At 71.4% G+C, this 25,227-nt stretch carries 19 protein-coding genes, 1 pseudogene and 1 riboswitch; of the genes and pseudogenes, 11 read left to right on the top strand and 9 right to left on the bottom strand.

Annotated elements, in window-relative coordinates; all coding sequences use genetic code 11:
- Positions 1-10: 10 nt before the first annotated feature.
- Complete coding sequence (locus tag FOH10_RS10625) at positions 11-1,501, bottom strand: serine hydrolase domain-containing protein (RefSeq protein WP_143980583.1); 1,491 nt, start codon at positions 1,499-1,501, stop codon at positions 11-13.
- Positions 1,502-1,537: 36 nt separating this feature from the next.
- Between FOH10_RS10625 and FOH10_RS10620 the strand changes: the two genes are divergently transcribed.
- Positions 1,538-2,164 carry a TetR/AcrR family transcriptional regulator gene (locus FOH10_RS10620; protein WP_143980582.1) on the top strand — a complete coding sequence of 209 codons (627 nt, stop codon included), beginning with the start codon at positions 1,538-1,540 and terminating at the stop codon, positions 2,162-2,164.
- A 101-nt stretch (positions 2,165-2,265) separates the two neighbouring features.
- Here FOH10_RS10620 and FOH10_RS35530 read toward each other — a convergent pair.
- Positions 2,266-2,742 (bottom strand): annotated as a pseudogene (locus FOH10_RS35530) (arsenate reductase ArsC); the annotation flags it as partial.
- Positions 2,743-2,814: 72 nt separating this feature from the next.
- Between FOH10_RS35530 and FOH10_RS10610 the strand changes: the two are divergent.
- Positions 2,815-4,776: a molybdopterin-containing oxidoreductase family protein gene (locus FOH10_RS10610; RefSeq protein ID WP_143980580.1), complete on the top strand. Its 1,962-nt coding sequence runs from the start codon at positions 2,815-2,817 to the stop codon at positions 4,774-4,776.
- The gene (locus FOH10_RS35525; RefSeq protein ID WP_143980579.1) at positions 4,773-7,754 is read left to right on the top strand and encodes an ATP-dependent RNA helicase; all 2,982 of its coding nucleotides are present in this window, start codon (positions 4,773-4,775) and stop codon (positions 7,752-7,754) included. Before FOH10_RS10610 ends, FOH10_RS35525 begins: the two co-directional genes overlap by 4 nt.
- A 152-nt stretch (positions 7,755-7,906) precedes the next feature.
- Here the strand turns inward: FOH10_RS35525 and FOH10_RS10600 are convergent, their stop codons facing one another.
- From FOH10_RS10600 to FOH10_RS10590, 3 genes are read right to left on the bottom strand one after another with little or no spacing between them, the layout of a single operon-like run.
- Positions 7,907-8,677, bottom strand: a complete 771-nt coding sequence (locus FOH10_RS10600) for an SDR family NAD(P)-dependent oxidoreductase (protein WP_143980578.1) — start codon at positions 8,675-8,677, stop codon at positions 7,907-7,909.
- 44 nt (positions 8,678-8,721) lie between these two features.
- Positions 8,722-11,082 (bottom strand): glycoside hydrolase family 65 protein, encoded by a 2,361-nt coding sequence (locus tag FOH10_RS10595; protein WP_143980577.1) that lies wholly within the window; start codon positions 11,080-11,082, stop codon positions 8,722-8,724.
- A complete protein-coding gene (locus FOH10_RS10590) occupies positions 11,079-11,831 on the bottom strand; it encodes a beta-phosphoglucomutase family hydrolase (protein ID WP_425326138.1) in 753 nt (250 codons plus the stop codon). The genes FOH10_RS10595 and FOH10_RS10590 overlap by 4 nt, the downstream gene beginning before the upstream one ends.
- 182 nt (positions 11,832-12,013) lie before the next feature.
- Here FOH10_RS10590 and FOH10_RS10585 point away from each other — a divergent pair, with 182 nt between their 5' ends.
- Both FOH10_RS10585 and FOH10_RS10580 read left to right on the top strand, forming a co-directional pair.
- Positions 12,014-12,721 (top strand): response regulator transcription factor, encoded by a 708-nt coding sequence (locus tag FOH10_RS10585; RefSeq protein ID WP_244962062.1) that lies wholly within the window; start codon positions 12,014-12,016, stop codon positions 12,719-12,721.
- Positions 12,718-14,001 carry a sensor histidine kinase gene (locus FOH10_RS10580; RefSeq protein WP_143980575.1) on the top strand — a complete coding sequence of 428 codons (1,284 nt, stop codon included), beginning with the start codon at positions 12,718-12,720 and terminating at the stop codon, positions 13,999-14,001. The genes FOH10_RS10585 and FOH10_RS10580 overlap by 4 nt, the downstream gene beginning before the upstream one ends.
- Here FOH10_RS10580 and FOH10_RS10575 read toward each other — a convergent pair.
- Entirely contained in the window at positions 13,934-15,094 is a 1,161-nt protein-coding gene (locus tag FOH10_RS10575; protein WP_143980574.1) for a lactate 2-monooxygenase, read from the bottom strand. The genes FOH10_RS10580 and FOH10_RS10575 overlap by 68 nt on opposite strands.
- 110 nt (positions 15,095-15,204) lie before the next feature.
- Between FOH10_RS10575 and FOH10_RS10570 the strand changes: the two genes are divergently transcribed.
- Positions 15,205-16,239, top strand: coding sequence for an Lrp/AsnC family transcriptional regulator (locus FOH10_RS10570; RefSeq protein WP_143980573.1), 1,035 nt, complete (start codon positions 15,205-15,207; stop codon positions 16,237-16,239).
- Between the two features lie 8 nt (positions 16,240-16,247).
- On the opposite strand, the gene FOH10_RS10565 is transcribed toward FOH10_RS10570, so the two are convergent.
- On the bottom strand, positions 16,248-17,138 hold the full coding sequence (locus FOH10_RS10565; protein ID WP_143980572.1) for a class I SAM-dependent methyltransferase: 891 nt from the start codon (positions 17,136-17,138) through the stop codon (positions 16,248-16,250).
- Positions 17,139-17,380: 242 nt separating this feature from the next.
- Positions 17,381-17,570, top strand: a riboswitch (cobalamin riboswitch).
- Between the two features lie 29 nt (positions 17,571-17,599).
- On the opposite strand from FOH10_RS10565, the gene FOH10_RS10560 reads away from it, so the two are divergent.
- The 5 genes from FOH10_RS10560 to FOH10_RS10540 are packed head-to-tail and all read left to right on the top strand — an operon-like array spanning position 17,600 to position 22,110.
- On the top strand, positions 17,600-18,634 hold the full coding sequence (locus FOH10_RS10560; protein WP_143980571.1) for an ABC transporter substrate-binding protein: 1,035 nt from the start codon (positions 17,600-17,602) through the stop codon (positions 18,632-18,634).
- Positions 18,631-19,629 (top strand): FecCD family ABC transporter permease, encoded by a 999-nt coding sequence (locus FOH10_RS10555; protein ID WP_244961864.1) that lies wholly within the window; start codon positions 18,631-18,633, stop codon positions 19,627-19,629. The genes FOH10_RS10560 and FOH10_RS10555 overlap by 4 nt, the downstream gene beginning before the upstream one ends.
- A complete protein-coding gene (locus FOH10_RS10550; protein ID WP_244961863.1) occupies positions 19,626-20,693 on the top strand; it encodes a FecCD family ABC transporter permease in 1,068 nt (355 codons plus the stop codon). The genes FOH10_RS10555 and FOH10_RS10550 overlap by 4 nt, the downstream gene beginning before the upstream one ends.
- Positions 20,690-21,493, top strand: a complete 804-nt coding sequence (locus tag FOH10_RS10545) for an ABC transporter ATP-binding protein (protein WP_143980570.1) — start codon at positions 20,690-20,692, stop codon at positions 21,491-21,493. Before FOH10_RS10550 ends, FOH10_RS10545 begins: the two co-directional genes overlap by 4 nt.
- Entirely contained in the window at positions 21,490-22,110 is a 621-nt protein-coding gene (locus tag FOH10_RS10540) for a (2Fe-2S) ferredoxin domain-containing protein (RefSeq protein ID WP_143980569.1), read from the top strand. The genes FOH10_RS10545 and FOH10_RS10540 overlap by 4 nt, the downstream gene beginning before the upstream one ends.
- Before the next feature lie 157 nt (positions 22,111-22,267).
- On the opposite strand, the gene FOH10_RS10535 is transcribed toward FOH10_RS10540, so the two are convergent.
- Together FOH10_RS10535 and FOH10_RS10530 are read right to left on the bottom strand one after the other, a co-directional pair.
- Positions 22,268-23,722, bottom strand: coding sequence for an NADH-quinone oxidoreductase subunit N (locus FOH10_RS10535; protein ID WP_244961862.1), 1,455 nt, complete (start codon positions 23,720-23,722; stop codon positions 22,268-22,270).
- 1 nt (position 23,723) lies between these two features.
- Entirely contained in the window at positions 23,724-25,217 is a 1,494-nt protein-coding gene (locus tag FOH10_RS10530; protein ID WP_143980568.1) for a complex I subunit 4 family protein, read from the bottom strand.
- Positions 25,218-25,227 lie beyond the last annotated feature (10 nt).

The following is a 25,227-nucleotide window of genomic DNA, read 5'->3' as shown; positions in this document are numbered from 1 at the left end:
GCTCTCCCCATCATTCGTCCGTGCCGATCGCAGTTCGATTCTGCCGCCACCCACCGACAGCCCGCGCCACCACGGCCAGGCGCAGCACGAGCAGCAGAGTGGCGGTTCCGAGGACACCGTAGACGAGCCAGGCGATATCTGGGACCCACAGCGCCAACTGCCCGAGTCGCACTCCCATCCGCTCGGGCAATGCCAGCGCCAGGCCGTAGAGCAGGGCAGGTACGACCGTCAGCCAGACGGCGGTGGCGAGCGCGAGACGCCACCGGCCGTCCCGCCGGACCGGGCGGGTGAGGGCACGCGCGGTGAGTCCGGACGCTGTGATCAGGACGGCGAGGAGAGCGACCAGGACGCCGAGCATGAGCGCATAGGCCCGGTCGGGCGCGCGCGGAGTCGCGGCCGCGCCGGAAACCAGTTGCGCCAGGCCGAAACCGGTGTCCAGCAGCTGCGTTTCGTGCACGGGGCTGGAGACGTTGGTGAGCAGCACCACGGCCCGCTCCCGCTCGGGCAACAGGATCACCTGCGCGAAGAATCCGGGAGATGAGCCGCCGTGCCAGATCATGGGCGTGTCGGCGCCGTCCAGGGTCCAGCGCCGCCAGCCGAGGCCGTAGTAGGAGTCCGGACCGGTCCGCGCCGCTGGGTCGAACATGGCGGTGCGCTGGTCGGCGGAGATGCCGCCTCCACCGAGGGCGGCGCGGGCGAATGCGGCGGCGGCGCCGACGGCGCCGCCGAGATATCCGTAGCCCACGCCCGCCGGGTCGTAGCCGGTGGCGAACGGCACGGCCCGTCCGAAGACGAACCGATGCCCCCGGGGCACCCGCTCCGCGTCCACCGCGCTCGTCACGGCGGTACGCATACCGAGCGGATCGAGCACCCGTTCGGCGAGCACCCGCGCGAACGGCCTGCCGGTCACCGCCTCCACCACGGCCGACAGCAGCAGGTAATTGGTGCTCGAGTAGTGGTGGGTCGTGCCCGGCTCGCTCACCAGCTCCGCGGTGGCCAGTTCCGGCAGTACGTCGCCGGGTCGGCGATCCGGATCGGTGCGGTCGGTGTAGCGGGTGGTGGTCGCGAGGCCGCTGGTCTGTTCGAGCAGGTGGCGCAGGGTGATCCGGGCCGAGCGGGTCGCGTCGCGCAGCCGGAACGACGGCAGGTACGCGGTCACGGGCGCGTCGAGCCGCAGTTCTCCGGCCGCGGCCATGGCGGTGACCAGGGTGGCGGTGACCGGTTTGGCGACCGAGCCCCACAGGAACGGGGTCGCCGCGGTGATATCACCGCCGTCCCCGTCGTGCCCGAAGGTGCCGGTGTGCACGGTTCCAGATTTCTCCACCACGGCATAGGCGAGGCCCGGCAGCTCGACCTGGCTCATCCGGGTGCGCGCGAAATCGTCCATGCGCGCGTGCAGGTCGTCTCCGCTGGTGGGTTCGGATCTCGCGGTTGCACCGCTCAGCAGTAGCAGCGCGAGGACCGGCACCAGCCACCCCGCTCGCCGTAGCAATATGTTCATATTGGAACGGTAGTCATATGGCGGTATGGTTGTCACGTGCCGCGTTTCGCCGACCACGATCAACGCCGCGAGCAGATGGCTCGCGCCTTCCAACGCCTGCTGGCCAGTGACGGCCTCGCCCGCGTCACCTTCGCGCGCGTCGCCGCCGAGGCGGGTATCTCGGTCGGACTCATCCAGCACTATTTCGACGGCAAGGACGCCCTGCTGCGGTTCGCCTACGCGGACTGCCTGCGCCGCATCGATACCCGGATCGCCACCCGCATCGAGGCGGGTGAGGCGGCGCACGAACCGATTTCGACCATGCTGCTGGACTGCCTACGCGAACTGCTGCCCCTCGACGCGGAGCGGACCATCGAGTTCCGGGTGGAGCGCACCCTCTGGACCGCCGCCTTCACCGACGAATCCCTGGCCACGATCGCCGCCCGGGCCACCGCCGACACCCACCGGCGCATCGCCGCCGCCATCGACAACGGTAAGCACTGCGGCGAGGTCGATACCACGGTGGACAGCACCTCCGCCGCCACCATGATCCTGGCCACCACCCGCGGCCTGGCCGACGCCCTGGGGCTGGCCCCGTCGCCCGGCACGAGCGTGGCGGACGCGACGCTGCGCCCGCCGCTGGCGCTCGTATTCACCGGCGAATGCCGTTATCACGAGCGCTGATTCACGTCGGGTGCGGCATGCACCGTCACCGACATGACTCCGGACCTGCCCCATCGGGATCACCGAACCGGAGATCGACGCGACGCGCTGAACGCGACGTCTCACACCCGGGCCCGGTCCACCACCGGCAGGCCGAGGTCGGTGACCAGTCGCCGTACCCGCTGCTCGATGGAGTCGCGGATGGCCCGCACCTCGTCCATGTCCCGGTCGGCGGGATCGGGCAGCCACCACTGTTCGAAGCGGTGACCGGTCAGGATCGGGTCGGCGTCCCCGCAGCCCATATCGATCACCACGTCGGCGGCCCGCACGAGATCGTGGGTCCAGCGCTTCGGGTACTCGCCGGAGATGTCGATGCCCCGCTCCGCCATGGCGCGCACCACGAGCGGATTGAGCGCCGAACCCGGCGTGGAGCCGCCGGAGCAGCCGGTGGCGCGATCGCCGACCAGCCGGTTGAAGAATCCGAGCGCCATCTGGGAGCGCCCCGCATTGTGGGTGCACACGAACAGCACGGTGGGGCCCGCGGGGGCGTCGGAGGTAGGTGTCGGGGCGTTGACGGGACCGTCTGTCATCTTCCCCTCCTCTGGGTGTGGAGACCTGGGCCGGGCGCATGGCTGCGGCCGGGCATCCTCCGCCAGAATACGATCGTTTTCATGAAGGTTCTCGGCGCGTGCCCGCTCGATTGCCCCGACGCCTGCTCCTGGGAGGTGACGGTGGCCGATGGTGTCGCGGTGGGTCTGCGCGGAAACAAGGCGCATCCGGTCACCCGCGGCGCACTGTGTGTGAAGGTGAATCGCTATCTGGAGCAAGTCGATTCCCCCGATCGGCTGCGTCATCCACTGCGCCGCGTCGGCCCCAAGGGCGCGGGCCGGTTCGAGCGGATCGGCTGGGACGAGGCGCTCGACGAGATCGCCGAGCGAGTGACGCGGATCACCGCGGAGTTCGGTGGCGAAGCGGTGTGGCCGTTCCACGGCACCGGCAGTCTCGGTTACATCCAGGGGCTGGAGGGCTTCGCCGGACGGCGGTTCTTCAATGTGCTGGGAGCCAGCCTGCACGATCCGACCATCTGCTCGGTGGCGGGCGGGACGGGGCTGAAGTACACCCTCGGCACCTCCGGCGGCATGGATCCGGAGGACTTCGTGCATTCCCGGCTGATCCTGCTGTGGGGCACCAATCCGCTCACCTCCGGTCATCACCTGTGGAAGTTCATCCAGGACAGCGGCGCGTACACGATCGCCATCGACCCGGTGCGCACCCGTACCGCCGAGCGCTGCGACGAACACCTCGCCCCGCTGCCCGGCACCGATGCGGCGCTGGCGCTGGGACTCATGCACGTCATCGTGTCGCTGGGCGCGCAGGACGACGCCTACCTCGCCGAGCACACCGAGGGCTGGCCCGAATTCCGTTCCCGCATCGCGGAATACACCCCGGAGCGGGTGGCCGCGATCACCGGGCTGCCGGTGCGGCGCATCGTGGCGCTCGGGGAGCGAATCGCCCGCACCCGGCCCACCGCCATCCGCGCCTCGCAGGGCATGCAGCGCCACGACGGCGGCGGTATGGCGCTGCGGGCGCTGGCCTGCCTGCCCGGCGTCACCGGGGATTGGGCGATGCGCGGTGGCGGACTGCACTATTCGACCAGCGGGCATTTCCGGCTGCGGGACGCGGAGCTGCGGCGCATGGATCTGCTGCCGCATCCGGTGCGCACACTGTCCTCGACGCGGCTCGGCGAGGCACTGCTCGACACCGATGATCCGCCGGTCAAGGCGCTGTTCGTGATCGGCGCCAATCCGGTCGGGTCGAATCCGGATCAGCGCCGGGTGATCGAGGGGCTGCGGCGGGAGGATCTGTTCACCGTCGTGCTCGAGCATTTCGCCACCGACACCGTGGATTACGCCGATATCGTGCTGCCCGCCACCATGCAGCCCGAACATCTGGATGTGCTCGCCGGATACGGCCACCTGTACCTGGTGTGGAACGAGCCCGCGGTGGCACCGCCCGGTGAATGCCTGTCCACCACCGAGACATTCCGCCGCCTAGCCCGGCGTATGGGCATGACCGAACCGGCGCTCTACGACTCCGACGAGGAATTGGCGCGGCAGTTGTTGCAGGATCACGATATCGAGCGCTTGCGCGCCGAGGGATTCCTGAAGGTGGACAAGGGGCCCGTACCGGCGGGCAAGCTGAGCTTCGTCTCCGAGCGGGCGGTGCGCGCGGGGCACGAGCGGCTGCCCGATTACACGCCACCGGGCGATCCGGGCGACGGTCTGGTGCTGATTTCGGCTGCCTCGCACTACTTTCTGAACAGCACGTTCGGCGCGAATCCCGAATTGCGGCGGCGGGCGGGCGAAGCCACGGTCGCCGTCCATCCCGAGGACGCCGCGGACCGGGGACTCGCCGACGGCGCACCGGTGCTGGTGTCCAATGCCCGCGGCGGTTTCGAGGCCGTGGTCGCGGTCACCGATCGGGTGCGGCCCGGTGTGGCCGCCACCACCAGGGGCCGCTGGGCCAAGTTCTCCGGCGGTGCGACGGTAAACGCGACCATCGCCGAACGGGATGCGGACTACGGCGGCGGCGCGGTGTTCCACGACAATCGCGTGCGGATCACGCCGCGATGAGGCTGCCGGAGCTACCCGATCTGCCGGTCCGCGCGGCCCTGCCCGGGATCGTCGAGACGGTGCGGGAGCGCGGGACCGCGGTGCTGGTCGCGCCGCCGGGCACCGGGAAGACCACGCTGGTGCCGCTGGCGCTGGGCGCGGACAGCGCGGGCCGGGTGGTGGTGGCGGAGCCACGGCGGCTGGCCGCCCGCGCGGCGGCGGCGCGGATGGCGTCGCTGCTGGGCGAACCGGTCGGCGCGACGGTCGGCTATTCGGTGCGCGGCGAGCGGCGGGTGGGCGCGGCGACGCGCATCGAGGTGGTCACCTCCGGGCTGCTGGTACGCCGGTTGCAGGGGGATCCCGAGCTGTCCGGGGTGGGCGCGGTGGTTCTCGACGAATGCCACGAACGCCATCTCGACGCCGATCTGCTGCTGGCCCTGCTGCTCGACGCGCGTGCCGGACTGCGCCCGGACCTGCGGGTGCTGGCCACCTCCGCCACGGTGGCCGCCGACCGGCTGGCCGTGCTGCTCGGTGCGGACGAGGCCGCGGCCCCGGTGCTGGAGGTGCGCGGGCGGACCTATCCGGTGGATGTCGCCTATGTCCCGCCGCTGCCCCGCGAGCGCGCCGAGGCGCAGGTCGCCCGGGTCACCCGGACGGCGCTGGCCGACGCCGACGGCGATGTGCTGGTCTTCCTGCCGGGCGCGGCGGAGATTCGCCGCACCGCCGATCTGCTGTCCGGGGTGGACGCCGATATCGTCCCGCTGCACGGCCGTCTCGCCGCCGCCGCGCAGGACACGGCCCTGCGCCCCGGCACTCGGCGGCGGATCGTCTTGTCCACCGCGGTGGCCGAATCCAGTCTCACCGTGCCCGGGGTGCGCGCGGTCGTCGATTCCGGGTTGGCGCGCGTCCCCCGTGTCGACCACCGGCGCGGACTGTCCGGCCTGGCCACCGTCCGGGTTTCGGCGGCGGTGGCCGATCAGCGCGCGGGCCGCGCGGGCCGCGAAGCACCGGGGTGGGCCTGGCGCTGCTGGCCGGAATTCGAGCACACCACCCTGCCCGCCTTTCCGGAGCCGGAGATCCGCACCGCCGATCTGACCCGGCTCGCCCTGGAACTGGCGTCCTGGGGGATTCCGGACGGCCACGGCCTGGCCTGGTGGGACGCCCCGCCGCCGGGCGGCCTGTCCGCCGGGCGGGAGGTGCTGCGCGCCCTCGGCGCGGTGGACGCCGGCGGCGCCATCACCGCGCGCGGCCGCCGCATGGCCACCGTGGGCCTGCACCCCCGCCTGGCCCGCGCCCTCCTCGACGGCGCCGCCCTCGTCGGCCCCCGCCACGCCGCCGAGGTGGTGGCCCTGCTAGACGACGACACCCTCGCCACCGCCACCGATCTCGCCACCGCCCTGCGCACCCTGCGCCGCGACCGCCCCACCCGCTGGCAGCGCGAAGTGCACCGCCTCACCCGCCTGCTCGACCACCCCGGCACCCCGACCGACGAGTCCACCTCCTATGCGGCCGCCACCGAGCTGTCCACCGAACCACCATCACCCACAGCGACGTTCGACCGCGCGCAGGAAGAAGCACAACCATCCGCCGCGCACGACCCCGCGGCAGCGGACCCGCGAGCGCACCCGACGCACGACCTCGCGAAGACAACGGACACGCGAGCGCACCAGGAGGGCGATCACGCGACAGCAGTAGCCGATCGCGCGAAGATGAGCGGCATACGAGCCCCCACCTCGCACGGCCCCGCGACAACAGCAGAAACGCAAGCGCATACGGCAGGCGTTCGCACGAAATCAACGGACAAACAAGCGCATACGGCGAGCAGTACACCGAAAACAGCTGACGCACAGGCACATGCGTCCGTCGATATCGCGAAGGCAGCTGACACACATACGGCCGGTGATCGCGCCAGAACAGCTGACCCACACGCTCGTGCGGTGGACGATCGCACGAAAGCACCGGGCGTACACGCTGATACGGTGGGCGATCCCGCGCGGGTGGCAGGTATGCGAGCGCGCGCGGTGGACGATCCGGCGGTGGTGGTGGCGCTCGCGCATCCGGAGCGGCTGGCGCGGCGGCGGAGTGCCGGGTCGGCGACCTATCTGACCGCGGGCGGTACCGCCATGGCGCTGCCGCCGGGGTCGGGGCTGGGGGACGGCGAGTGGCTGGCCGTGGCGGTGGCGACACGCGATCCGGGCCGAGCGGAGGGGCGAATTCGGTTGGCCGCCCTGGCCGATGCCGAACTCGCGCGGCAGGCCGCGCCCGCGCTGCTGGCTACCACGGACGAGGTGGACTGGGTCGACGGGGAGGTGGTGGCGCGGCGGGTCGAGCGGCTCGGCGCGATCACGCTGTCGGCGCGACCGCTGCGGGATCCCGATCCGGCGCTGCTGGCGGCGGCGGTGCGGCGCGGGTTGCGGGAGCACGGGGCGGGGCTGCTGCGCTGGGATGCGGATGCGCACACTCTGCGGGCGCGGCTGGATTTCCTGCACCGCACCCTCGGCGCGCCCTGGCCCGCCGTCGACGACGACAGCCTGCTCGACGATATGGATCGCTGGCTGGGCCCCGAACTCGACACCGCGCGCCGCCGCGCCGACCTGGAACGCGTCGACGCCGGGCAGGCACTGCGCCGGCTACTGCCCTGGCCGGAGGCCGTCCGCTTCGACGAGTTGGCCCCCGAACGGCTGGAAGTGCCGTCCGGCAGCGCGATTCGCCTCGACTACTCCGCCGATCCCCCGGTACTGGCGGTGAAGGTCCAGGAGATCTTCGGCTGGACCGAACCACCCCGGCTGGCCGACGGCCGGGCGCCGATCCTGCTGCACCTGCTCTCCCCCGCCCAGCGCCCGGTCGCCGTCACCGCCGACCTGCCGTCCTTCTGGCGCACTGGCTGGCCCCAGGTCCGCGCCGACCTGCGCGGCCGCTACCCCAAACACGCCTGGCCGGAGGACCCCACCACGATGCCCGCGCACCGCGGCACCGCCCGCCGCGCGTCTCGCGGCTGAACACCCCGCATCCCGAGCGAGCGCAACGGTCCGGCCAGCACCCGGCGGCGACGCGCGGTGGGCCGACGCGTGCCCTCCTCGAATCCGCTGCGCACCGGCCCGCCCACAACGCACCGCCCGCGAGGTGCGCCGCGTCCGGGGCATTCGCCAGGTCAGACTCCGTAGCCGCCGTCCACGTCCAGCTTCTGGCCGCTGATGAAATCGGCGCGGTCGGAGGCGAGGAAGCAGACGGCCTCGGCGATGTCCTCGGCGTCGCCGAAGGTGCGCAGCGGGATGTTGTTCCGGGCCGCGTCCAGGGCGCGGGCATCCAGGTCACCGCTGCTGATGAGCCGGTCGGCCATGCCGTCGGTGGTCATGCCCGGGCCGACGCAGTTGGCGCGGATGCCGTAGCGCCCCTCTTCGGCGGCGATGGCGCGGATCGCGGCCTCGACCGCCGCCTTGGGGACCGAGGAGAGAGCGTCGCGGATGGGGAAGCGAGCCGTGGCGGCGGTGGTGATGGCGACGATGGTGCCGCGGCTGCTGCGCAGGGCGGGCAGGGCGGCGTGCACCGCGTTGAAGAATCCGGCGACGTCGGCGTCCACCTGGCCCCGGAGATCCGCGGGCGCGATACCGCTGAGGTGACGCATGGGCACGTGCGGCCCGGCCGCGTAGACGAGGGTGTGCAGACCACCGCATTCCCGCACCACCTCGCCGACCACCGCGGCCACCCGGTCCGCGTCACCGAGGTCGAGCTGCCATGCCCGGGCCGTCCGGCCGCGCTCGGCCGCCTCCCGCAGCACGGGGTCGAGCCGCTCCGGCGATCGGTGGTAGGTCAGCGCGACCGCGCTGCCGCGCTCGAGCAGCATGCGCGCCGTGGCCCGCCCCAATCCGCCGCTGGCGCCCAGTACCAGCGCCACACCATCGCGGTGGCCGAAATCGTCCATGGGTCATTGATAGCCCACCGAACCCAACCAAGCAACTGCTTGGTTCACGAGCGGGCCGCCCGCTGCCGTCGATACGGTTCACGCCCGGGCGGCACCGCGGGCCGCGGCACCCGCGCACCCTTCGGAATCGGAAAGCTGCGCGGCTCCTCGGCCAGCTGGAATCCGGTGCCGTGATGCGTCAACCGCAACGGGTCCCCCGACAGCAGGGTGTAGGTGGCGACATGGTCGTGGATCTCCACCGACAGCCGCCGCCCCCGCCACACCAGCCGGAACGCGATGCGCTCGAGTTCGTCGGGAAGCGCCGGGGCGAAGGAGATCTCGCCGTCGTGGTCGCGCAGCCCGCCGAAGCCGCCCACGCAGCCCAGCCAGGTGCCCGCCAGCGAGGCGATGTGCAGCCCGCTGCCGACATTGCCGTGCAGGTCGTGCAGATCGGTCAGCGCCGCCTCCACGCAGTAGTCGTAGGCCAGCGACAGGTGCCCCACCTCGGCCGCGAGCACCGCCTGCGCGGCGGCCGACAGGGACGAATCCCGGACGGTGAGCGCCTCGTAGTAGTCGAAGTTGCGCCGCTTCTGCTCGGCGGTGAACTCGTCCGGGCACAGATACATGGCGAGCGTCAGATCCGCCTGCTTGATCACCTGTTTGCGGTACAGCGCGAAGTACGGGTAGTTCAGCAGCAGCGGATAGTGCTCCGGCGGGGTGGCGGCGAAATCCCACCGGGCGTAGTGGGTGAAGCCCGCCGACTGCTCGTGCACGCCCAGTTCGTCGTTGTGCGGCACCAGCATTCGCGCGGCGCGGTCGCGCCAGCGCGCGGTCTCGTCGGCGTCCACGCCGAGTGCGCGGGCGGTATCGGGGTGGCGTGCGCAGGCCGCCGCGGCCGCGTCCAGGTTCCGCCGCGCCATCAGGTTGGTGTACAGGTTGTCGTCGGCCAGGGCGGAGTACTCGTCGGGGCCGGTCACTCCGGCGATGCGGAATCCGCCCGCGCCGTCCTCGTGGCCGATTCCGTCCCACAGTCGCGCGGTCTCGACCAGCAGTTCGACGCCGAGGTCCCGTTCGAACCGTTCGTCCCCGGTGGCCGCGACATAGCGCACCACCGCGTGCGCGATATCGGCGTTCACATGCACCGCGGCGGTCCCCGTCGGCCAGTAGCCCGACCCCTCGGCCCCGTCGATGGTGCGCCACGGGAACATCACACCCGGCTGCCCGAGCCGCCGCGCATGCTCGCGGGCCCGATCCAGGGTGGAGTGCCGCCAGCGCAGCGCGTCGCGAGCCACCACGGGCATGGTGTAGGTGAACACCGGCAGCACGAAGGTCTCGGTGTCCCAGAACGCGTGGCCGTCATAGCCGGTGCCGGTGAGCCCCTTCGCGGGGATGGCCCGGCTCTCGCCGCGCGCGGCCGCCTGGAGTACGTGGAACAGCGCGAAGCGCACCGCCTGCTGCAATTCCGGATCGCCGTCGATCTCGATATCGGCGTCGGCCCAGTAGGCGTCGAGGAATTCGCGCTGGCGCTGACGCAGTGTCTCCCACCCGGTTTCCATCCCGGCGGCCAGCGCCGCCTCCACCTGGGCGCGCAGGGCGGGGGTGGAGCGGCGGCTGGACCACCCGTAGGCGAGGTATTTGGTCAGCCGCACGCGGTCACCGCGGGCGAGATCCACCGCGATGGTCAGCCGCGCCAGATCGTCCTCGGCGTAGATCTCGCAGCGCGGCGTGACCGCCACGGCCAGTTCGTGATTCATGGCGGCCGCCATGCGCAGCCCGGAGCGTCGGGTGTGATGGCAGAGCGTGGCCGAGTGGTCCCGGGCGGTGGCGAAGTCCGCGGCCAGGGGCCGGTCCAGGGCCGCCGCCAGCCGCGGATCGTCGCGCGGCACGCTGATCGGCTCGTTGACCAGCAGGTCCGACTGCACCACCAGTTCGAGGTCCGCGTCCAGCGGTTCGACCTCGTAGTGGACGACCGCCAGGGCCCGCTCGGTGAAGGAGACGAGCCGTTCGGAGTGGATGCGCACCCGCCGCCCGGTGGGCGACTCCCAGACGGTGGAACGGCGCAGCGTCCCCGAGCGGAAGTCCAGGATCCGTTCGTGCGCAATGGTTGTGCCGTAGCGCAGATCCATGGGCTCGTCGTCGACGAGCAGCCGGACGATCTTCCCGTCGGTCACGTTGACCACCGTCTGCCCCTCCTCCGGATAGCCGTATCCGGCCTCGGCGTAGGGCAGGGTGCGTTTCTCGTGGAAGCCGTTGAGGTAGGTGCCCGGGGTGCCCACCGGTTCCCCCTCCTCCAGCGTGCCGCGCAGGCCGATATGGCCGTTGGAGAGCGCGAAGATGGATTCGGTGCGGTGCAGCGCGTCCAGATCCAGTCCTTGCCAGCGCAGGTGCCAGGGCGTGATCTCGAATCCGGGATCCGGTGCCGTCATATCCCGTCCCCGAGCCGGTCCAGATCCGGCACCACCACATCCGCGCCCGCGTCGCGCAGCGCCTGTTCGTGGCGGCCGTCGCGCATCCGGTCCACGCCGACCACGTACCCGAAGCCGCCGGCCCGCCCGGCACGCACGCCCGAGACGGCGTCCTCGAAGACGGCCGCGTGCGCGGGCGCGACGCCCAACGCCGCGGCGGCGGCGAGGAAGGAGTCGGGCGCGGGTTTCCCGCGCAGCGCACGCTGCCGGATGACGGTGCCGTCGACGCGGGCCTGGAACGCCTCGCCCAACCCGGCGGCGGCCAGCACGACCCCGGCATTGGCGGAGGAGGTCACCACCGCCACCGCGAGTCCGGCGGCCCGCACCGCCGCGAGATAGTCGACCGACCCCGGGTACACCCGCACCCCTTCCCGCTCCAGCAGGTCCAGCAGCAGGCGGTTCTTGGCCTCCCCGAGCGCCGTGACCGTCCACGCCTCGGGCGGGTCGTCGGGCGCGCCGTCGGGCAGTTCGATATCCCGGGATCGCAGGAACTCGCGCACCCCGTCCAGCCGGGGCCGACCGTCGACGTAATCCAGATAGTCGGTGTCGCTGAAGGGACGAAACCCTTCTCCCACATACTGTTCGAGGAATCCGTCGAAGGTCAGCCGCCAGGCCCGGCGGTGTACCGCGGCGGTATCGGTGAGCACCCCGTCGAGATCGAACAATCCGGCGGCGATGGATTCCGGCAGCCCTGGCACCTCTCGCGTCACCCGCCAGCGATACCCAACGGTCTGTCAGCCAAACGCGAACGTTCTAGCCATTCCCTAACCAAGTGTTAGCCGTACTCGAAATCCGACCCCGTACCGTCGCTCGGGTGTTCGTCCAAGCATCGTGCCCACTGCCCTCCACCACCCCTCGCGCCGAGCGATAGCTGCGCGTTCGCGGGTTTAGTCTGAGGGCTGTGGTGAGCAATCGCGTGCTGGTGGTCGACGACGACGCCCGGGTGTTGGCGTCGGTGACGCGCGGGCTTCGGCTCTCCGGATTCACCGTCGATACCGCCACCGACGGTGCGGCCGCGCTGCGGCGGATCGCCGCCGTGGCCCCCGACGCGGTGGTGCTGGATCTGAACATGCCCAAGCTGGACGGCGTCGGTGTGGTCACCGCGCTGCGCTCACTCGGCAACGAGGTGCCGATCTGCGTACTCAGCGCGCGCTCGGCCATCACCGACCGTATCGGCGCACTGGAGGCCGGGGCCGACGACTACCTCACCAAACCGTTCGACCTGGGCGAATTGGTGGCCCGGCTGCGCGCCCTGCTGCGCCGGGTCCCCGCGCCGGCCGCCCGGACCGCGGACCCGTCACCCATCGTGGTCGGCCCGCTGGTGATCCATCCGGGCAGTCGCCGTGTCTACGCCGACGACGTTCCGCTCGACCTGACCAAGCGCGAATTCGACCTGCTCGCCGCCCTGGCCACCGCGCCCGGGCAGGTGTTCAGCCGTGCGCAGCTGCTGCGGCTGGTGTGGCAGTACGACTTCGAGACCCAGACCAAGGTGGTGGACGTCTTCATCTCGTATCTGCGCCGCAAGATCGAGGCCACCGGTTGCCCGCGCGTGGTGCACACCGTGCGCGGGGTCGGATTCAGCCTGCGGGAGGAGCCGTGAGGCGGCCCGTCTCCCTGCGCACGCGCGTCGCGCTCGCCAGCGCGCTGTCCGCGGCCCTGGCCATCGTCGCCATGAGCGTGGTGTTCCTGCTCATCGTGCAGACCCGAACCGATGACGAACTCGATGCCGCGCTGCGCTCACTCGAGGTCGTGCGGGTGGACGGGACGGCGTCGGCGGCGGCCTGCGACGGCCGGGTGGTCCGCCTCGAACCGAACGGCGACGGCTGCTGGGAGCTGCCCGCCGATCTGCGCGAGGGCGACCGGGTGGATCTGGGACTCGCGGTACCGCGGGACGTGGTGGCGACGGCGGTGGAGCGCAGGCGATTCCACATCGTCGCCGTCGCGCTCTCGGCCATCGCGCTGGCCGCCGCGCTCGGCTGGTTCTTCGCCCACCGCAGTGTGCTGCCGCTGCGCCGGCTCACCGCGGCCACCAAGGATGTGGGCACCCGGCTGTCCCTGGACTTCCCGCGCCGCACGGCCACCACCGAGACCGCCGAGCTGGCCACCGCCATGGACCAGATGCTCGGCCGCATCGACGCCGAACGCCGCCACACCGCCGACGCGCTGGCCACCGCCCGCGATTTCGCGGCCACCGCCGCCCACGAACTGCGCACCCCGCTGACCTCCATGCGCACCGACCTTCAGGTGCTGTCCGGCATGGAGCTGCCCGCGGCGACGCGCGCCGAGATCCTCGCCGACGTGCTGGCCGCCCAGGGCTCCCTGGAATCGACCCTGTCCGCCCTGGAACGGCTCGCCCTCGGGGAGCTCACCACCGACGCCGACCGGGAGGAGGTGGATCTCGACGAACTCGTCGACGAGGTGGTCGACGACGCGCGCCGCCGTCACCCCGACGTCACCCTGATCTCCACTGTCCCGCAGCCGATTCGGCTGGCGGGCCTGGCCGCGGGCCTGCGCTCGGTGGTGGACAACGCCATCACCAACGCCATCCGCCACGGCGGCGCGACCCGCGTCGAGGTGGCGGCCCGCCGCGCCTCGGCCGGAACGGTCACCCTCACCGTGGACGACGACGGCACCGGAGTGCCGCCCGAGGAGCGCGACAAGGTCTTCGACCGCTTCTACCGCGGTCTCGACACCGAAACTCCCGGCAGCGGACTGGGACTCGCGCTGGTCGCGCAACAGGCCCGCCTGCACGGCGGCACCGCCGCCCTGACCGACAGCCCCCTCGGCGGGATCCGGTTGACCGTCACCCTCGCTACCGCACCGCGCGCAACGCCTCCGGGGTCAGGTCCTTCAGCGTCGGATAGCCGTCCACCGCCATGATCAGATCCGCCTCCGCGAGCAGGGTGCGCAGCACGTGCGCGATGCCATCGGCCCCGCCCAGCGCCAGACCGTAGGCGTAGGGGCGGCCGATGCCGACCGCCGACGCCCCCAGCGCTAGCGCCTTGACGATATCGGCCCCGGAGCGGACCCCGGAGTCGAACAGCACCGGCACCCCGCCCGCCGCGGCGACCACCTCGGGCAGCGCGTCCAGCGCGGGCAATCCCCCATTCGCCTGCCGCCCACCATGATTGGAGCAGTAGATGCCGTCGACCCCGCCGTCCACCGCGCGGCGGGCGTCGTCGGGGTGGCAGATGCCCTTGACGATGAGCGGCAGCTCGGTGAGCGACCGCAGCCACGGCAGATCGTCCCAGGTGAGCGGATTGCCGAAGAGCTGGATCCAGCGCAGGATGGCGGCCTGCGGGTCCTCCTCGGGGGTGCGGTCCAGTCCGGCGCGGAACACCGGATCGGTGAAGTAGTTGGCCAGGCAGTGCCCGCGCAGCTGCGGAAAGTTGCCGGTGGACAGATCACGCGGCCGCCAGCCGGTGACCCAGGTGTCCAGGGTGACCACGATGCCCCGGAAGCCCGCCTGCTCGGCCCGGCGCACCAGGCTGGCGGCCAGTTCGCGGTCGGTGGGCGTGTACAGCTGGAAGAAGCCGGGCGTGGCACCGAATTCGGCGGCGACCTGCTCCATCGGGTCGACGGTCAGGGTGGAGGCCACCATCGGAACGCCGGTGCGGGCCGCCGCGCGGGCGGTGGCCAGATCGCCGTGCCCGTCCTGCGCGCACAGTCCGATCACTCCGATCGGAGCCAGGAAAACCGGTGCGGGCCAGGTGGTTCCGAACAGCTCGACGGACAGGTCACGCTGTTTGGCCCCCACGAACATGCGCGGGATGAGCCCCCAGTGGTCGAAGGCGGTGACATTGGCGTCCTGGGTGCGCTCGTCGCCCGCGCCGCCCGCCACATACGACCACACCGAGGGCGGCATGGCCGCGCGCGCCCGATCCCGCAGCTCCGCGAAACTCACCGGCAGCGGCGGCACCACACCGCGCAACCCGTTGAAGTAGATCTCGTTCTGGTAGTCCCCGAACGCCATGGCCGACTGCCCGCCTTTCCGATGCGAACTTTCTCTGTGCTCGACGAGAGTGCGATACTGGGCTCCCACAGCGGTCCACGTGCAGGAAATCCACGCGAGAGCGGTAGTGAATGCAGGATCATTGCGAACCGATCGGTGAGGATGAGCTCGCGCTCATCCACGCCCTGCAATTGCGCCCCCGCGCCTCCTGGACTGAGCTCGGCGCGGTCCTGGGCGTCGACCCGGTCACCGCCGCCCGCCGCTGGAGTCGGCTGCGGGCGCGCGGGGCGGCCTGGGTGACGGTGTCCCCGGGACCGCGCCTGCTGGACCGGATCACCGTGGCCTATGTCGAGATCGATTGCGCCGCAGGTGAAGCCGCCACGGTGGCGGCGCGGTTGGCGACGCATCCGCATATGGTGACCATCGAGCGCACGGCCAGCGCCCAGCGGCTGTTCACCACCGTGGCCGCCGCCGATCTGGCCGCCATGTCGCGCTACACGCTGGACATCCTGCCGACGCTGCCCCACATCGGTGCGGTGCACGCCAGCCTGGTCACCCACATGTTCGCCGAAGGCGGCGACTGGCGCATAGACGCCCTGGATCCCGCGCAGCGCACCCGGCTCACCGCACCGCCCGCCCGGTCACCGGCCGATCGCGACCGCTTCCGGCTCACCGAGGTCGATCGCGCCCTGCTGGGCCTGCTGGCCCGTGACGGCCGCACGCCCTACGCCGAACTGGCCGCCGCCCTCGCGGTCAGCACGTCCACGGTCAAACGCCGGGTCGACGACCTCACCGGACTCGGCCTGTTCCGCTTCCGCTGCGATTTCGCCCGCCCGCTCGGCGGCTGGCCGGTCGCGGTCACCTTCCGCGCCACCGTTCCCGCCGCGGACCTCCCCCGTATCGGTCACGCCGTGGTGGCACTCCCCCAAACCCGCAACTGCGCCGCCACCACCGGCACCCACAACCTGCTCGTCCAGGCGGGCCTGCACACCATGAGCGATGTGCTGCGCTTCGAGAACACGCTCACCGCACTGCATCCAGCCATGACCATCGCCGAACGCGTCATCACCCTGCGCCACGACAAACTCCTGGGCCACCTGCTGGACCGCTACGGCCGCACCGAATCCGTGGTGGCGGCCGACATCTGGTCCGAACCCGGTGCCTGAATCGACGGTCAGCGCGGACGCCGGGCGACGACGGCGAAGTTCAATGGAACGCGCGGCGCGCCCGCGGGCAGCGTCCAGCCTTCCGGGCAGGCGACGAGTTCCGGGAAGGCGTGCCAGTCCATGTACGGCAGTTCGCGCAGCGACTCCGTCACGAGCCCGGCGTCCAGCAGGACCGTGACGATCTCCTGGAGGTCGTGCCGCCACTCGTGGTTGGTCGCGTGCGCGATCTGCCCCGCCGAACCCGGTGTGTAGCTGCCCGAATCGGTGTAGGTCTGTACGCCGCCGCCGGACAGATAGTCCTCGCTGATCTCCCAGGGTTCGAAGCCGAGCGCCCCGAGCAGCGGATGGTCGTCGCGGATGAGGAACACCCCGCCCGGTTCCAGCAGATCGTGGACGGATTGCGCCCACGCGTCGAGCTCCGGCAGCCACACGATGGTTCCGGCGCTGGTCACGATGGTGCTGAAGCGCCGGTCGAGCAGTGCGGAGGCGAATCGCGCGTCGCCCTCCACCCAGGTGATCTCGCGCCCGTCCGCCGCCGCGATGCGGGCGGCGTGGCGCAGCGAGTTCGGCGACAGATCCAGACCGTGGACGTCGACCGCCCCGAGCCGCGCCCAGGAGACGGTATCGGTGCCGATATGGCATTGCAGGTGCAGCAGCGACCGATCCCGGATGCCGGTGTCCGGGAGGTGCGGGGCCAGGACGGACAGATCGTTGCGCACCACCGTCGAGATGCGGGTCGGTTCGTTCAGGAATCCGTCCACGTCGTACATGCCCGAGCGCGCGTGCACGTCGGCGCGGTCGTCCCAGTTCGCCCGATTGTCGGCTATCGCGGTGTCATCGGCGATGGCGGTGTCGTCGGCTATGGCGGTGTCGTCGGCTGTCGGGGCGGCATCATGCATGCCGTCCGGTCTACTACCGCGGGTGGCCGTCGCACCACTGAATTTCGGCGACCTGGGCGCGCACCTCGTCGACGTGTTCGCCGCAGCCGGCCCACGTCGTCTTGCCACACGTCTCGCACGGCACCGGGTAGCACATGGATTCATCTCCTCACGTCGGCCGAGTCGAGCATACCGGCGGCATACCGGCGGTTCGCCGGCCGCACCTCCGGCTACGAGCGCGGATGCCCGGTTCGCGAACTCTGCTACATTCGCCGGGCCGTGGTGTTCGGGAAACCGGTGTGGAACCGGTGCGGCCCTCGCCACTGTGATCGGGAGCGACGAATCGTTCCGGGCGACAAGGTCGTCCGGAGCCACTGGGGCCCTGCCCTGGGAAGGTGGATTCGCCGCGCGACACCCGTCAGCCAGGAGACCGGCCACGGCGCTGTAGTGCCCGTTCCACGAGGACCTGGAAGGCGGTCGTCTTGACCACGTTTGTTTCCGCGCGCCTGCGGATCGGCGCGTTGCTCGCCGGTGCCGTCGCGCTCGCCGGGTGTGCGCCCGCGGCCGACACCGCTGTCGGCGACGCCGCCGTCACGCGCGTCAACTGCGGTATCGATATCGGCGTCGATGCGCCGCCGCAGCGCATCTATGCCGCCTATCAGCCGTCCATCGAGATCGCGCACGCCCTCGGGGTCACCGACCGCCTGGTCGGGACGGCCTTCCTGGACGCGGCGGTGCTGCCCGAATACCGGGACGCGCAGGCGAGCGTCCCGTACGTCGAGAAGCTGCCGAGCCGGGACGAATTGCTGTCCCAGCAGCCCGATTTCGTGCTCTCCGGCTACAACGGGGTGTTCGCGAAATCCGCTCAGGCCAGCGTCGGCACCCGCGCCAGCCTGCACGAACTCGGGGTGCGCACCTGGGTGCTGAGTCCGCTGTGCCCGAGCGCCGACGGACTGGCGGACGAGGCCATCGACCCGGCGACGGTGCGATTCGACAACGTGTACGCGGATCTGCGCGATCTCGGCGCACTATGGGGTGTGCCCGAACGCGCCGAGCAGGTGGCGACCGATCTGCGCGACCGGATCGAGGCGGTGCGCGCGACGGTCGCGGGAGCCGAACGCCCCCGGGTCGCGGTGGTGACGCCCAAGGACGACGGTTCCTACACCGTCGCGGGCGGCATCGACTTCGTCACCCGGATCATCGAGGCCGCGGGCGGGGTGAACGCCTTCGCCGACCTGACCGCCCGCCGCAATGTGCCGATCGGCGCGGAGGAGATCATCGCCCGCGATCCCGACATCATTCTGACCAGCCTGTGCTGCGAGGCCGGCTACACCCGCGCCGACGGGCAGTCGCAGGCCGACACCATCACCGGCAATCCGGCCTTCGCCAATCTGACCGCGGTGCGCGCGGGTGCGGTGCACCCCTTCCTGTTCGCCGATCGGGCGGCTGGGGTGCGAATCGCCCACGCGACCGAACTGGTCGCCGAGTTGATCCACCCCGATCTGTTCGGGCGGTGAGTCGCGGTCTGCGCGGCGTCGGCATGCCGGTGGCCCTCGTCGCGCTCGCCCTGGTCTGCCTCGCCTCGCTGCGGGTCGGGACGCATCCGATCACCGTCGATCAGGTGGCGGCGGCGTTCACCGACTTCCGGGGCACCGACGCGGATCGGGTGGTGCGCTACATCCGGCTGCCCCGCACGGTGGCCGGACTGCTGGCGGGTATCGCGCTCGCCCTGGCCGGGGCCGTCATGCAGGGGCTGACCCGCAATCCGCTCGCCGGACCCGGACTGCTGGGCATCAATTCGGGTGCGTCGCTGGCCATCGTGATCGCCATGGGCGTGCTCGGCCTGAGCGCGCCGGGCGGAGTCGTGTGGTTCGCCTTCCTCGGTGCGGCCGTCGCGGCGGTATTCGTCTACACGCTGGGGTCGCTCGGCTTCGGCGGCGCCACCCCGGTGAAGCTGGCCCTGGCCGGTGCCGCGTGCGCCGCGCTGTGCGGTTCCATCACCACCGCCGTCACGCTGCTGGACCGCACCACCTTCGACAACTTCCGGTTCTGGGTGGTGGGTTCGCTGACCCGCGCGGATATCGAATCCGTCTGGGCCATAACGCCGTTCATCGCCGTCGGGACCGTGCTGGCGGTGGCGGTGGCGCGCTCGCTCAACGCGCTCGCCATGGGCGAGGACATGGCGCGCACACTCGGCACGCGGCTGGTCACGGTGCGCGCGGTCGGCGCGGCGGCCGTGGTGCTGCTGGCGGGCGCCGCGGTGGCCATCGCCGGACCCGTCGCGTTCATCGGCCTGGTGATCCCGCATATCGCGCGGGCCCTGGCCGGACAGGACTACCGCTGGATCCTGGCCTGGTGCGCGGTGCTCGGCCCGACGCTGCTGCTGGCGGCGGATGTGCTCGGGCGCGTGGTCGCGCGTCCGCAGGAGATCCAGGTCGGCATCATCACCGCCTTCGCGGGATCGCCGTTCTTCCTCTATCTGGTCCGCACTCGGAAGGTCGCGACGCTGTGACGCCCATCCGATCCGCGGTGCTGCCGCCGGGCACCGTGCTGCTGCGCTCCCCCGGCGGACGGATAGTCGTTCGCGTACAACGCCGTTCGGCCCTGCTCACCGTGGTGTTCACGGTGGCCGCGCTGGTCGTGGCGGCGTGGTCGCTCACCGTCGGCCACTTTCCGCTCACCGTCGGCGATGTGCTGCGGGTGCTCGGTGGGGGCGGCACCCTCATCGAATACGACGTGGTGGTGCGGGATCGGCTGCCGCGTGTGCTCACCGGGCTCTGTGTCGGGGCCGCCTTCGCGGTCTCCGGCGCGATCCTGCAACGCGTCGCGACCAACCCGCTGGTCAGTCCGGAGATCATCGGGATCAACACCGGCGCGTCGCTGGGCGCGCTGGTGGTGAGCGTGGTGCTGGGCGGTTCCGGTCCGCTGCTGGTCGGCGGCGCGCTGGCGGGATCGCTGCTGGCCATGGCGATCATCTTGGCGGTGGCGACCAGGAACGGCCTGGACGGCTACCGGCTGGTCCTGGTCGGCATCGGTGTGACGGCCATGCTGTCGGCCGCCATCTCCTTCGTGCTGACCCGGGCGAACATCTACGAGGCGCACACCGCCGCCCGTTGGCTCACCGGCAGCCTGGCCAATCGCGACTGGAGCCATGTAGCGCTCGGGGTCGCGGCGTTGGCCGTGGTGACGCCGCCGCTGCTGGTGCTGGCCCGTACCCTGCGGCTGCTCGAACTCGGCGACGAGCTGGCGGCCACCCTGTCCGGACGCCGCGGACCGCACCGCACCACCCTGATCGTCCTCGCCGCGGTGGCGGCGACCCTGGCCACGGCGGCGGCCGGACCCGTCGCCTTCGTCGCACTGGTCGCTCCGCAGATCGTGCGGCGGCTGCTCGCCGAGCGCGATGCCGGGCTGGTCCCGGCCGCCGCGGCGGGCGCGCTGCTGGTGGTTACCGCCGATCTGGCCGCCCGGCGGTTGTTTCCCGCCGAACTCCCGGTCGGGGTGGTGACCGCCGTGCTCGGCGCGCCCGTACTCGTCTATCTCCTGGCCCGCGCAACCCGAATCGGACACGCTGGATGACCGCTCACCTCACCACCGCTCATCTCACCACCTCGGCGCTCACCCTCGCCTACGGCGACACACCGGCCGTCACCGACGCCACCGTGGACTTCCCCGCCGGGGCGCTGACCGTCATCGTCGGCCGCAACGGCTGCGGCAAATCGACCCTGCTGCGCGGGTTGGCCCGCCTGATCTCGCCCGCGGCGGGTGCGGTGCTGCTGGACGGCGGCGATATCGGGCGGCTGCCCGCCCGCACCCTGGCCCGGCGTCTGGGGATGCTGCCGCAGCAGCCGACCGCCCCGGACGGCATCACGGTCGCCGACCTGGTGGGCCGCGGCCGCCATCCGCACCAGCGCTGGTTCCGCCAGTGGTCCGAGGCCGACGAGGCCGCGGTGCACCGGGCCATGGCGGCCACCGACACCCTCGAACTCGCCGACCGCAGCCTCGACGAGCTCTCCGGCGGGCAGCGCCAGCGAGTGTGGGTCGCCTTGGCGGTGGCGCAGGATCCGGAGGTGCTGCTGCTCGACGAGCCGACCACCTTCCTGGATCTGACCCATCAGCTCGATGTGCTCGACCTGCTGCGAAATCTGTTACCGCGCACCATCGTCGTGGTGCTGCACGATCTCAATCTGGCCGCGCGCTACGCCGATCACCTGGTCGCGGTGCGGGACGGCCGCGTGGTGGCGCAGGGCGCGCCGAGCGAGATCGTGCGCCCCGATCTGGTGGCCGAGGTGTTCGACCTCGACTGCACCGTCATCGACGATCCGGCCACCGGCACACCCCTGGTGGTTCCCGCCGCGCGAAAGGTCCGTACCGCATGAGCCGCCGCCATATCCTGGTCGCCCGCCCCACGCCCGCCGGTGTCGACCTCCCCGCCGTCGAGGCGCTGGCCCGCGCCTGCGAGATGGGCTACGCCCTGCTGGATCAGGGTGAGCCGACCATCCACCAGGTGCTGGACGCGGCCGCCGACGACGACGTGCCGGTCACCCTCATCCCCCTGGCCGTCCCGCGCGACCGCTACCTGGAGACCTGGATCGCCCGCGCGGTGGCCAACTGGAAGGAAACCCGCGACCGCGACCTCGATCTCCGCATGACCGAGAGTATCGACGGCACAGCGGATTTCGCCGCCCTGATCCGGGCCCGCAATCAGGACGCGGGCACACCCGTCACGGCCAGCCCGCGTGCCTTCCGCAGCCCCGCCTGGTCGGAGATCCCCGAACACAGCACCCATATCCTGGTCTGCCGCGGGCCCCGCTGCACCGTCTACGGCGCGGCCGAACTCCACCGCACGCTGCGTGACACCCACCCGGATGCCCTGATCACTCCGACCGGCTGTCTGCATCCGTGCAATCTGGGTCCGCTGTACATCACCTACCCCGACGGCCGGTGGCATTCGGGGGCGGCGGTGGAGACCGCCGAGGCGGATCGGGTCGGTTAGCCGATCGTCAGCGGCACCGGCCGAGCTACGGGAAATCCACCGCGGCTCGGCGGGCAACCCCGATCGGCACGGCGGCAACCCAATCAGCACGGCGGGCAGCCAGATCAGCACGGCGGCAACCCAATCAGCACGGCGGGCAGCCAGATCAGCACAGCCGCTATCCGAATTCCAGTGCGTCCCAGACCGGTCCGGCGAGCAACCCGATCAGCACGGACAGCACGGCCGCCGCGTAGGCGGTGACGGCGGCCGCGCCCGGCGGGGACGGTTCGATATCGCCGCCGCCGCGCACGACCGGAACCACCCAGCGCAGGTAGTAGAAGACGCTGGCGACCGTATTGACCAGCGCCAGCACGGCCAACCAGCCCAGTCCGGCGTCGAAGGCCGCGGTGAAGACGGTCAGCTTGCCGACGAACACACCGGTGGGCGGGGTGCCGATCAGGCCGAACAGACACACCAGCAACGCCGTTGCGAGGGCGGGTCGACGCCGCAGCAGCCCGGTGTAGTCACCGAGGGCGCGCCGGTCGGGCAGCGCGCACACCACCGCGAAGGCACCGAGATTGGTCACCGCGTAGGCGGCCAGATAGAGCAGGATCGCGGGCACGGCCAACTCCGACCGGCCCACGGCGGCGACGCCGACCAGCAGGTATCCGGCCTGGCTGATGGTGGAGTAGGCGAGCAGGCGGCGAACATCGGTCTGGAAGAAGGCGGCGAGATTGCCCAGGGTCATGGTGGCGGCGGCGATGACCGCGATCAGCACCCCCCAGCGCAGCTCCCCGTCCGCCGACACCACCGTGCCGAATCGTGAGATCGCCACGATGGCACCAAGTTTCGGCACGGTGGTGACCACGGCGGCCACGGCGGCATGGGTGCCCTGGGTGACGTCGGGCACCCAGAAGTGCGCCGGTACCGCCCCGGCCTTGAACAGCAGCGCGCCCAGCAGTGCGACCGCGCCCACCGCCAGGGCGGCGCGCGGGGCCGTCGGCGCGGCCTCGGCCAGCGCCGAATAGGTGGTCGCTCCGCCCGCGCCGAGCACCAGGGCCGCGCCCAGCAGCATGGTGGTGCCGAACAGCGCGCCGAGCAGGTAGTACTTGAGGGCGGCCTCCACCCCCGCGGAGTCCTTCTCGAACGCCGTGAGCGCGTACAGCGGAATACTCGCCAGCAGGTAGGCGGTGATCAGCACCAGCAGATCGGCGGCTCCGGCCAGCAACACCGCGCCAAGTCCGGCCAGGGTCAGCAGCACCACGAATTCGGATTCGCGGGCGGCGGCCCGGGTGCCGGGCCACGACAGGGCCAGGATCAGCAGTAGGGAAACGGCCACCGTCAGACGTACGGCGTTGGTGGCGGTGTCGATATCGTAGGTGGCCTCGAAGATGGTGGCGGGCGGGTCGTTCCAGACCGCGACCGTCGTCACCAGGGTCGTGATCGCGGCGATGGCGGCGAGCAGCCGTACCGGCCACTGCCAGGTGCGCGGCAGGAACGAGCCGAGCAGCAGACCCAGCACCGCGGCGGCGGCCAGCGCCGCCTCCGGGGCGAGCGCCGCCAGATCCGCGCCCATCTCGCCGCTCGCGGCGAGCACGGCGACACCTCCGTGGGCCGCGCTGTCGGTCCCCACGTCAGCCCTCCACCAGCAGCCCGAGCATCCGAGCCGACGGTTCGATCACATCCAGCAGGAAGCGTGGAGCCAGCCCGATGACGAGGGACCCGGCGAGCAGCGGGATGATCGACCACGCCTCGGGCGCGGTGACATCGGTGAACTCACCGATGCGCTTCGGCCCCAGGAAGATGCTCTGATACGCCCGCAGCAGCAGCGCGGCGGTGATCAGAATACCGGTGAGCGCGATCGCCGTGAGTACCGGTGCGGGTGCGAAAGAGCCCAGGAATACCTGGAATTCGGCGATGAATCCGGAGAAGCCGGGCAGGCCGAGCGAGGCCATGGACGCGACCGCCGTGGCCGCGGCCAACACCGGGGCCGCGGCGGCGAGCCCGCCGAAGGCGTCCAGGTCGTAGGTCTCGCGCCGCGCGTACAGCACCCCCGCGATGAGGAACAGCGCCCCGGTGATGAGCCCGTGGCTGACCATCTGCGTGACCGCACCCGAGATCGCCAGCGTGCGCGCCTGTTCGGAATTGCCCGCCACCAGACCGGCCGCGCCCAGGGCGAGCAGGATGTAGCCCATGTGGTTGACCGAGGTGTAGGCGATCATGCGCTTGAAATTCCGCTGCGCCAGCGCGACCAGCGCGCCGTAGAGCACACTCACCACGCCGACGATCAGCAGCACCAGGGCGAAACGTCGCCACGCCTCCGGCAGCAGCGGCATGGCGATGCGGACGAAACCGTAGGTGCCCAGTTTCAGCAGCACACCGGCGAGCACGGCGGAACCGGCGCCGGGCGCTTCGGTGTGGGCGGGTGGCAGCCAGGTGTGGAAGGGCACCGTCGGAGTTTTGACGGCCAGGCCGAGCACGATCGCGGCCAGTGCGATCGAACCGCGTACCGTGTTGTCCGCCAACGGGTTCGCGGCCGTCAGTTCGACGATGTCGAAGGTGTGCGGGTCGGCGGCCAGGTACAGGATGATGAAGCCGAGCAGCAGCGCCAGCGATCCGATGAAGGTGTAGAGGAAGAACTGCAAGGCCGCCCGGCGCGCCTGCCCGTGGCCCCACCCGTTGATCACGAAGTACATGCCCACGATCGACAGATCGAAGAACACGAAGAACAGCACCAGATCCAGCGAGACGAAGACTCCCAGGCAGACGGTCTCGAGGAACAGGAACAGCGCGGCGAACCAACGCACCCGGCGGGTCTCCCGCAGCGAGTAGACCGCACACGCCAGGAACAGCACGGTCGTCATGGCGACCAGCGGCAGACTGAACCCGTCCAGGCCGAGGTGATAACTCGCCCGCAGGCTCGGAATCCAATCGACGCGTTCGGTGAAAGCGAAGTCGCCGGGTGCGGGCGGGGTTCGTCGGTAGGACCACCAGAGCGCCGCGACCAGCACGACTTCGGCCGCGCTCGCGGCCACCCAGGCCCAGCGGACGGCACGATCGCCCAGTCGGGGTACGGCGGCCAGGATCAGCGCCGCTGCCAGTGGTAGGAACACCAGCACACTGAGCATTCCGCACCTC

Origin of the sequence: Nocardia otitidiscaviarum (assembly GCF_007362295.1) — a bacterium.
Lineage (GTDB): Bacteria > Actinomycetota > Actinomycetes > Mycobacteriales > Mycobacteriaceae > Nocardia > Nocardia otitidiscaviarum.
This window is presented reverse-complemented; position numbering and strand designations above follow the sequence as displayed.

What these genes read in the sequence shown, in the direction of transcription:
- FOH10_RS10625 (WP_143980583.1), bottom strand. Translation starts at nt 1,501, where the DNA reads ATGAACATATTGCTACGGCGAGCGGGGTGGCTGGTGCCGGTCCTCGCG.
- FOH10_RS10610 (WP_143980580.1), top strand. Translation starts at nt 2,815, where the DNA reads ATGAAGGTTCTCGGCGCGTGCCCGCTCGATTGCCCCGACGCCTGCTCC.
- FOH10_RS35525 (WP_143980579.1), top strand. Translation starts at nt 4,773, where the DNA reads ATGAGGCTGCCGGAGCTACCCGATCTGCCGGTCCGCGCGGCCCTGCCC.
- FOH10_RS10600 (WP_143980578.1), bottom strand. Translation starts at nt 8,677, where the DNA reads ATGGACGATTTCGGCCACCGCGATGGTGTGGCGCTGGTACTGGGCGCC.
- FOH10_RS10595 (WP_143980577.1), bottom strand. Translation starts at nt 11,082, where the DNA reads ATGACGGCACCGGATCCCGGATTCGAGATCACGCCCTGGCACCTGCGC.
- FOH10_RS10575 (WP_143980574.1), bottom strand. Translation starts at nt 15,094, where the DNA reads ATGGCGTTCGGGGACTACCAGAACGAGATCTACTTCAACGGGTTGCGC.
- FOH10_RS10570 (WP_143980573.1), top strand. Translation starts at nt 15,205, where the DNA reads ATGCAGGATCATTGCGAACCGATCGGTGAGGATGAGCTCGCGCTCATC.
- FOH10_RS10565 (WP_143980572.1), bottom strand. Translation starts at nt 17,138, where the DNA reads ATGCATGATGCCGCCCCGACAGCCGACGACACCGCCATAGCCGACGAC.
- FOH10_RS10545 (WP_143980570.1), top strand. Translation starts at nt 20,690, where the DNA reads ATGACCGCTCACCTCACCACCGCTCATCTCACCACCTCGGCGCTCACC.
- FOH10_RS10540 (WP_143980569.1), top strand. Translation starts at nt 21,490, where the DNA reads ATGAGCCGCCGCCATATCCTGGTCGCCCGCCCCACGCCCGCCGGTGTC.
- FOH10_RS10530 (WP_143980568.1), bottom strand. Translation starts at nt 25,217, where the DNA reads ATGCTCAGTGTGCTGGTGTTCCTACCACTGGCAGCGGCGCTGATCCTG.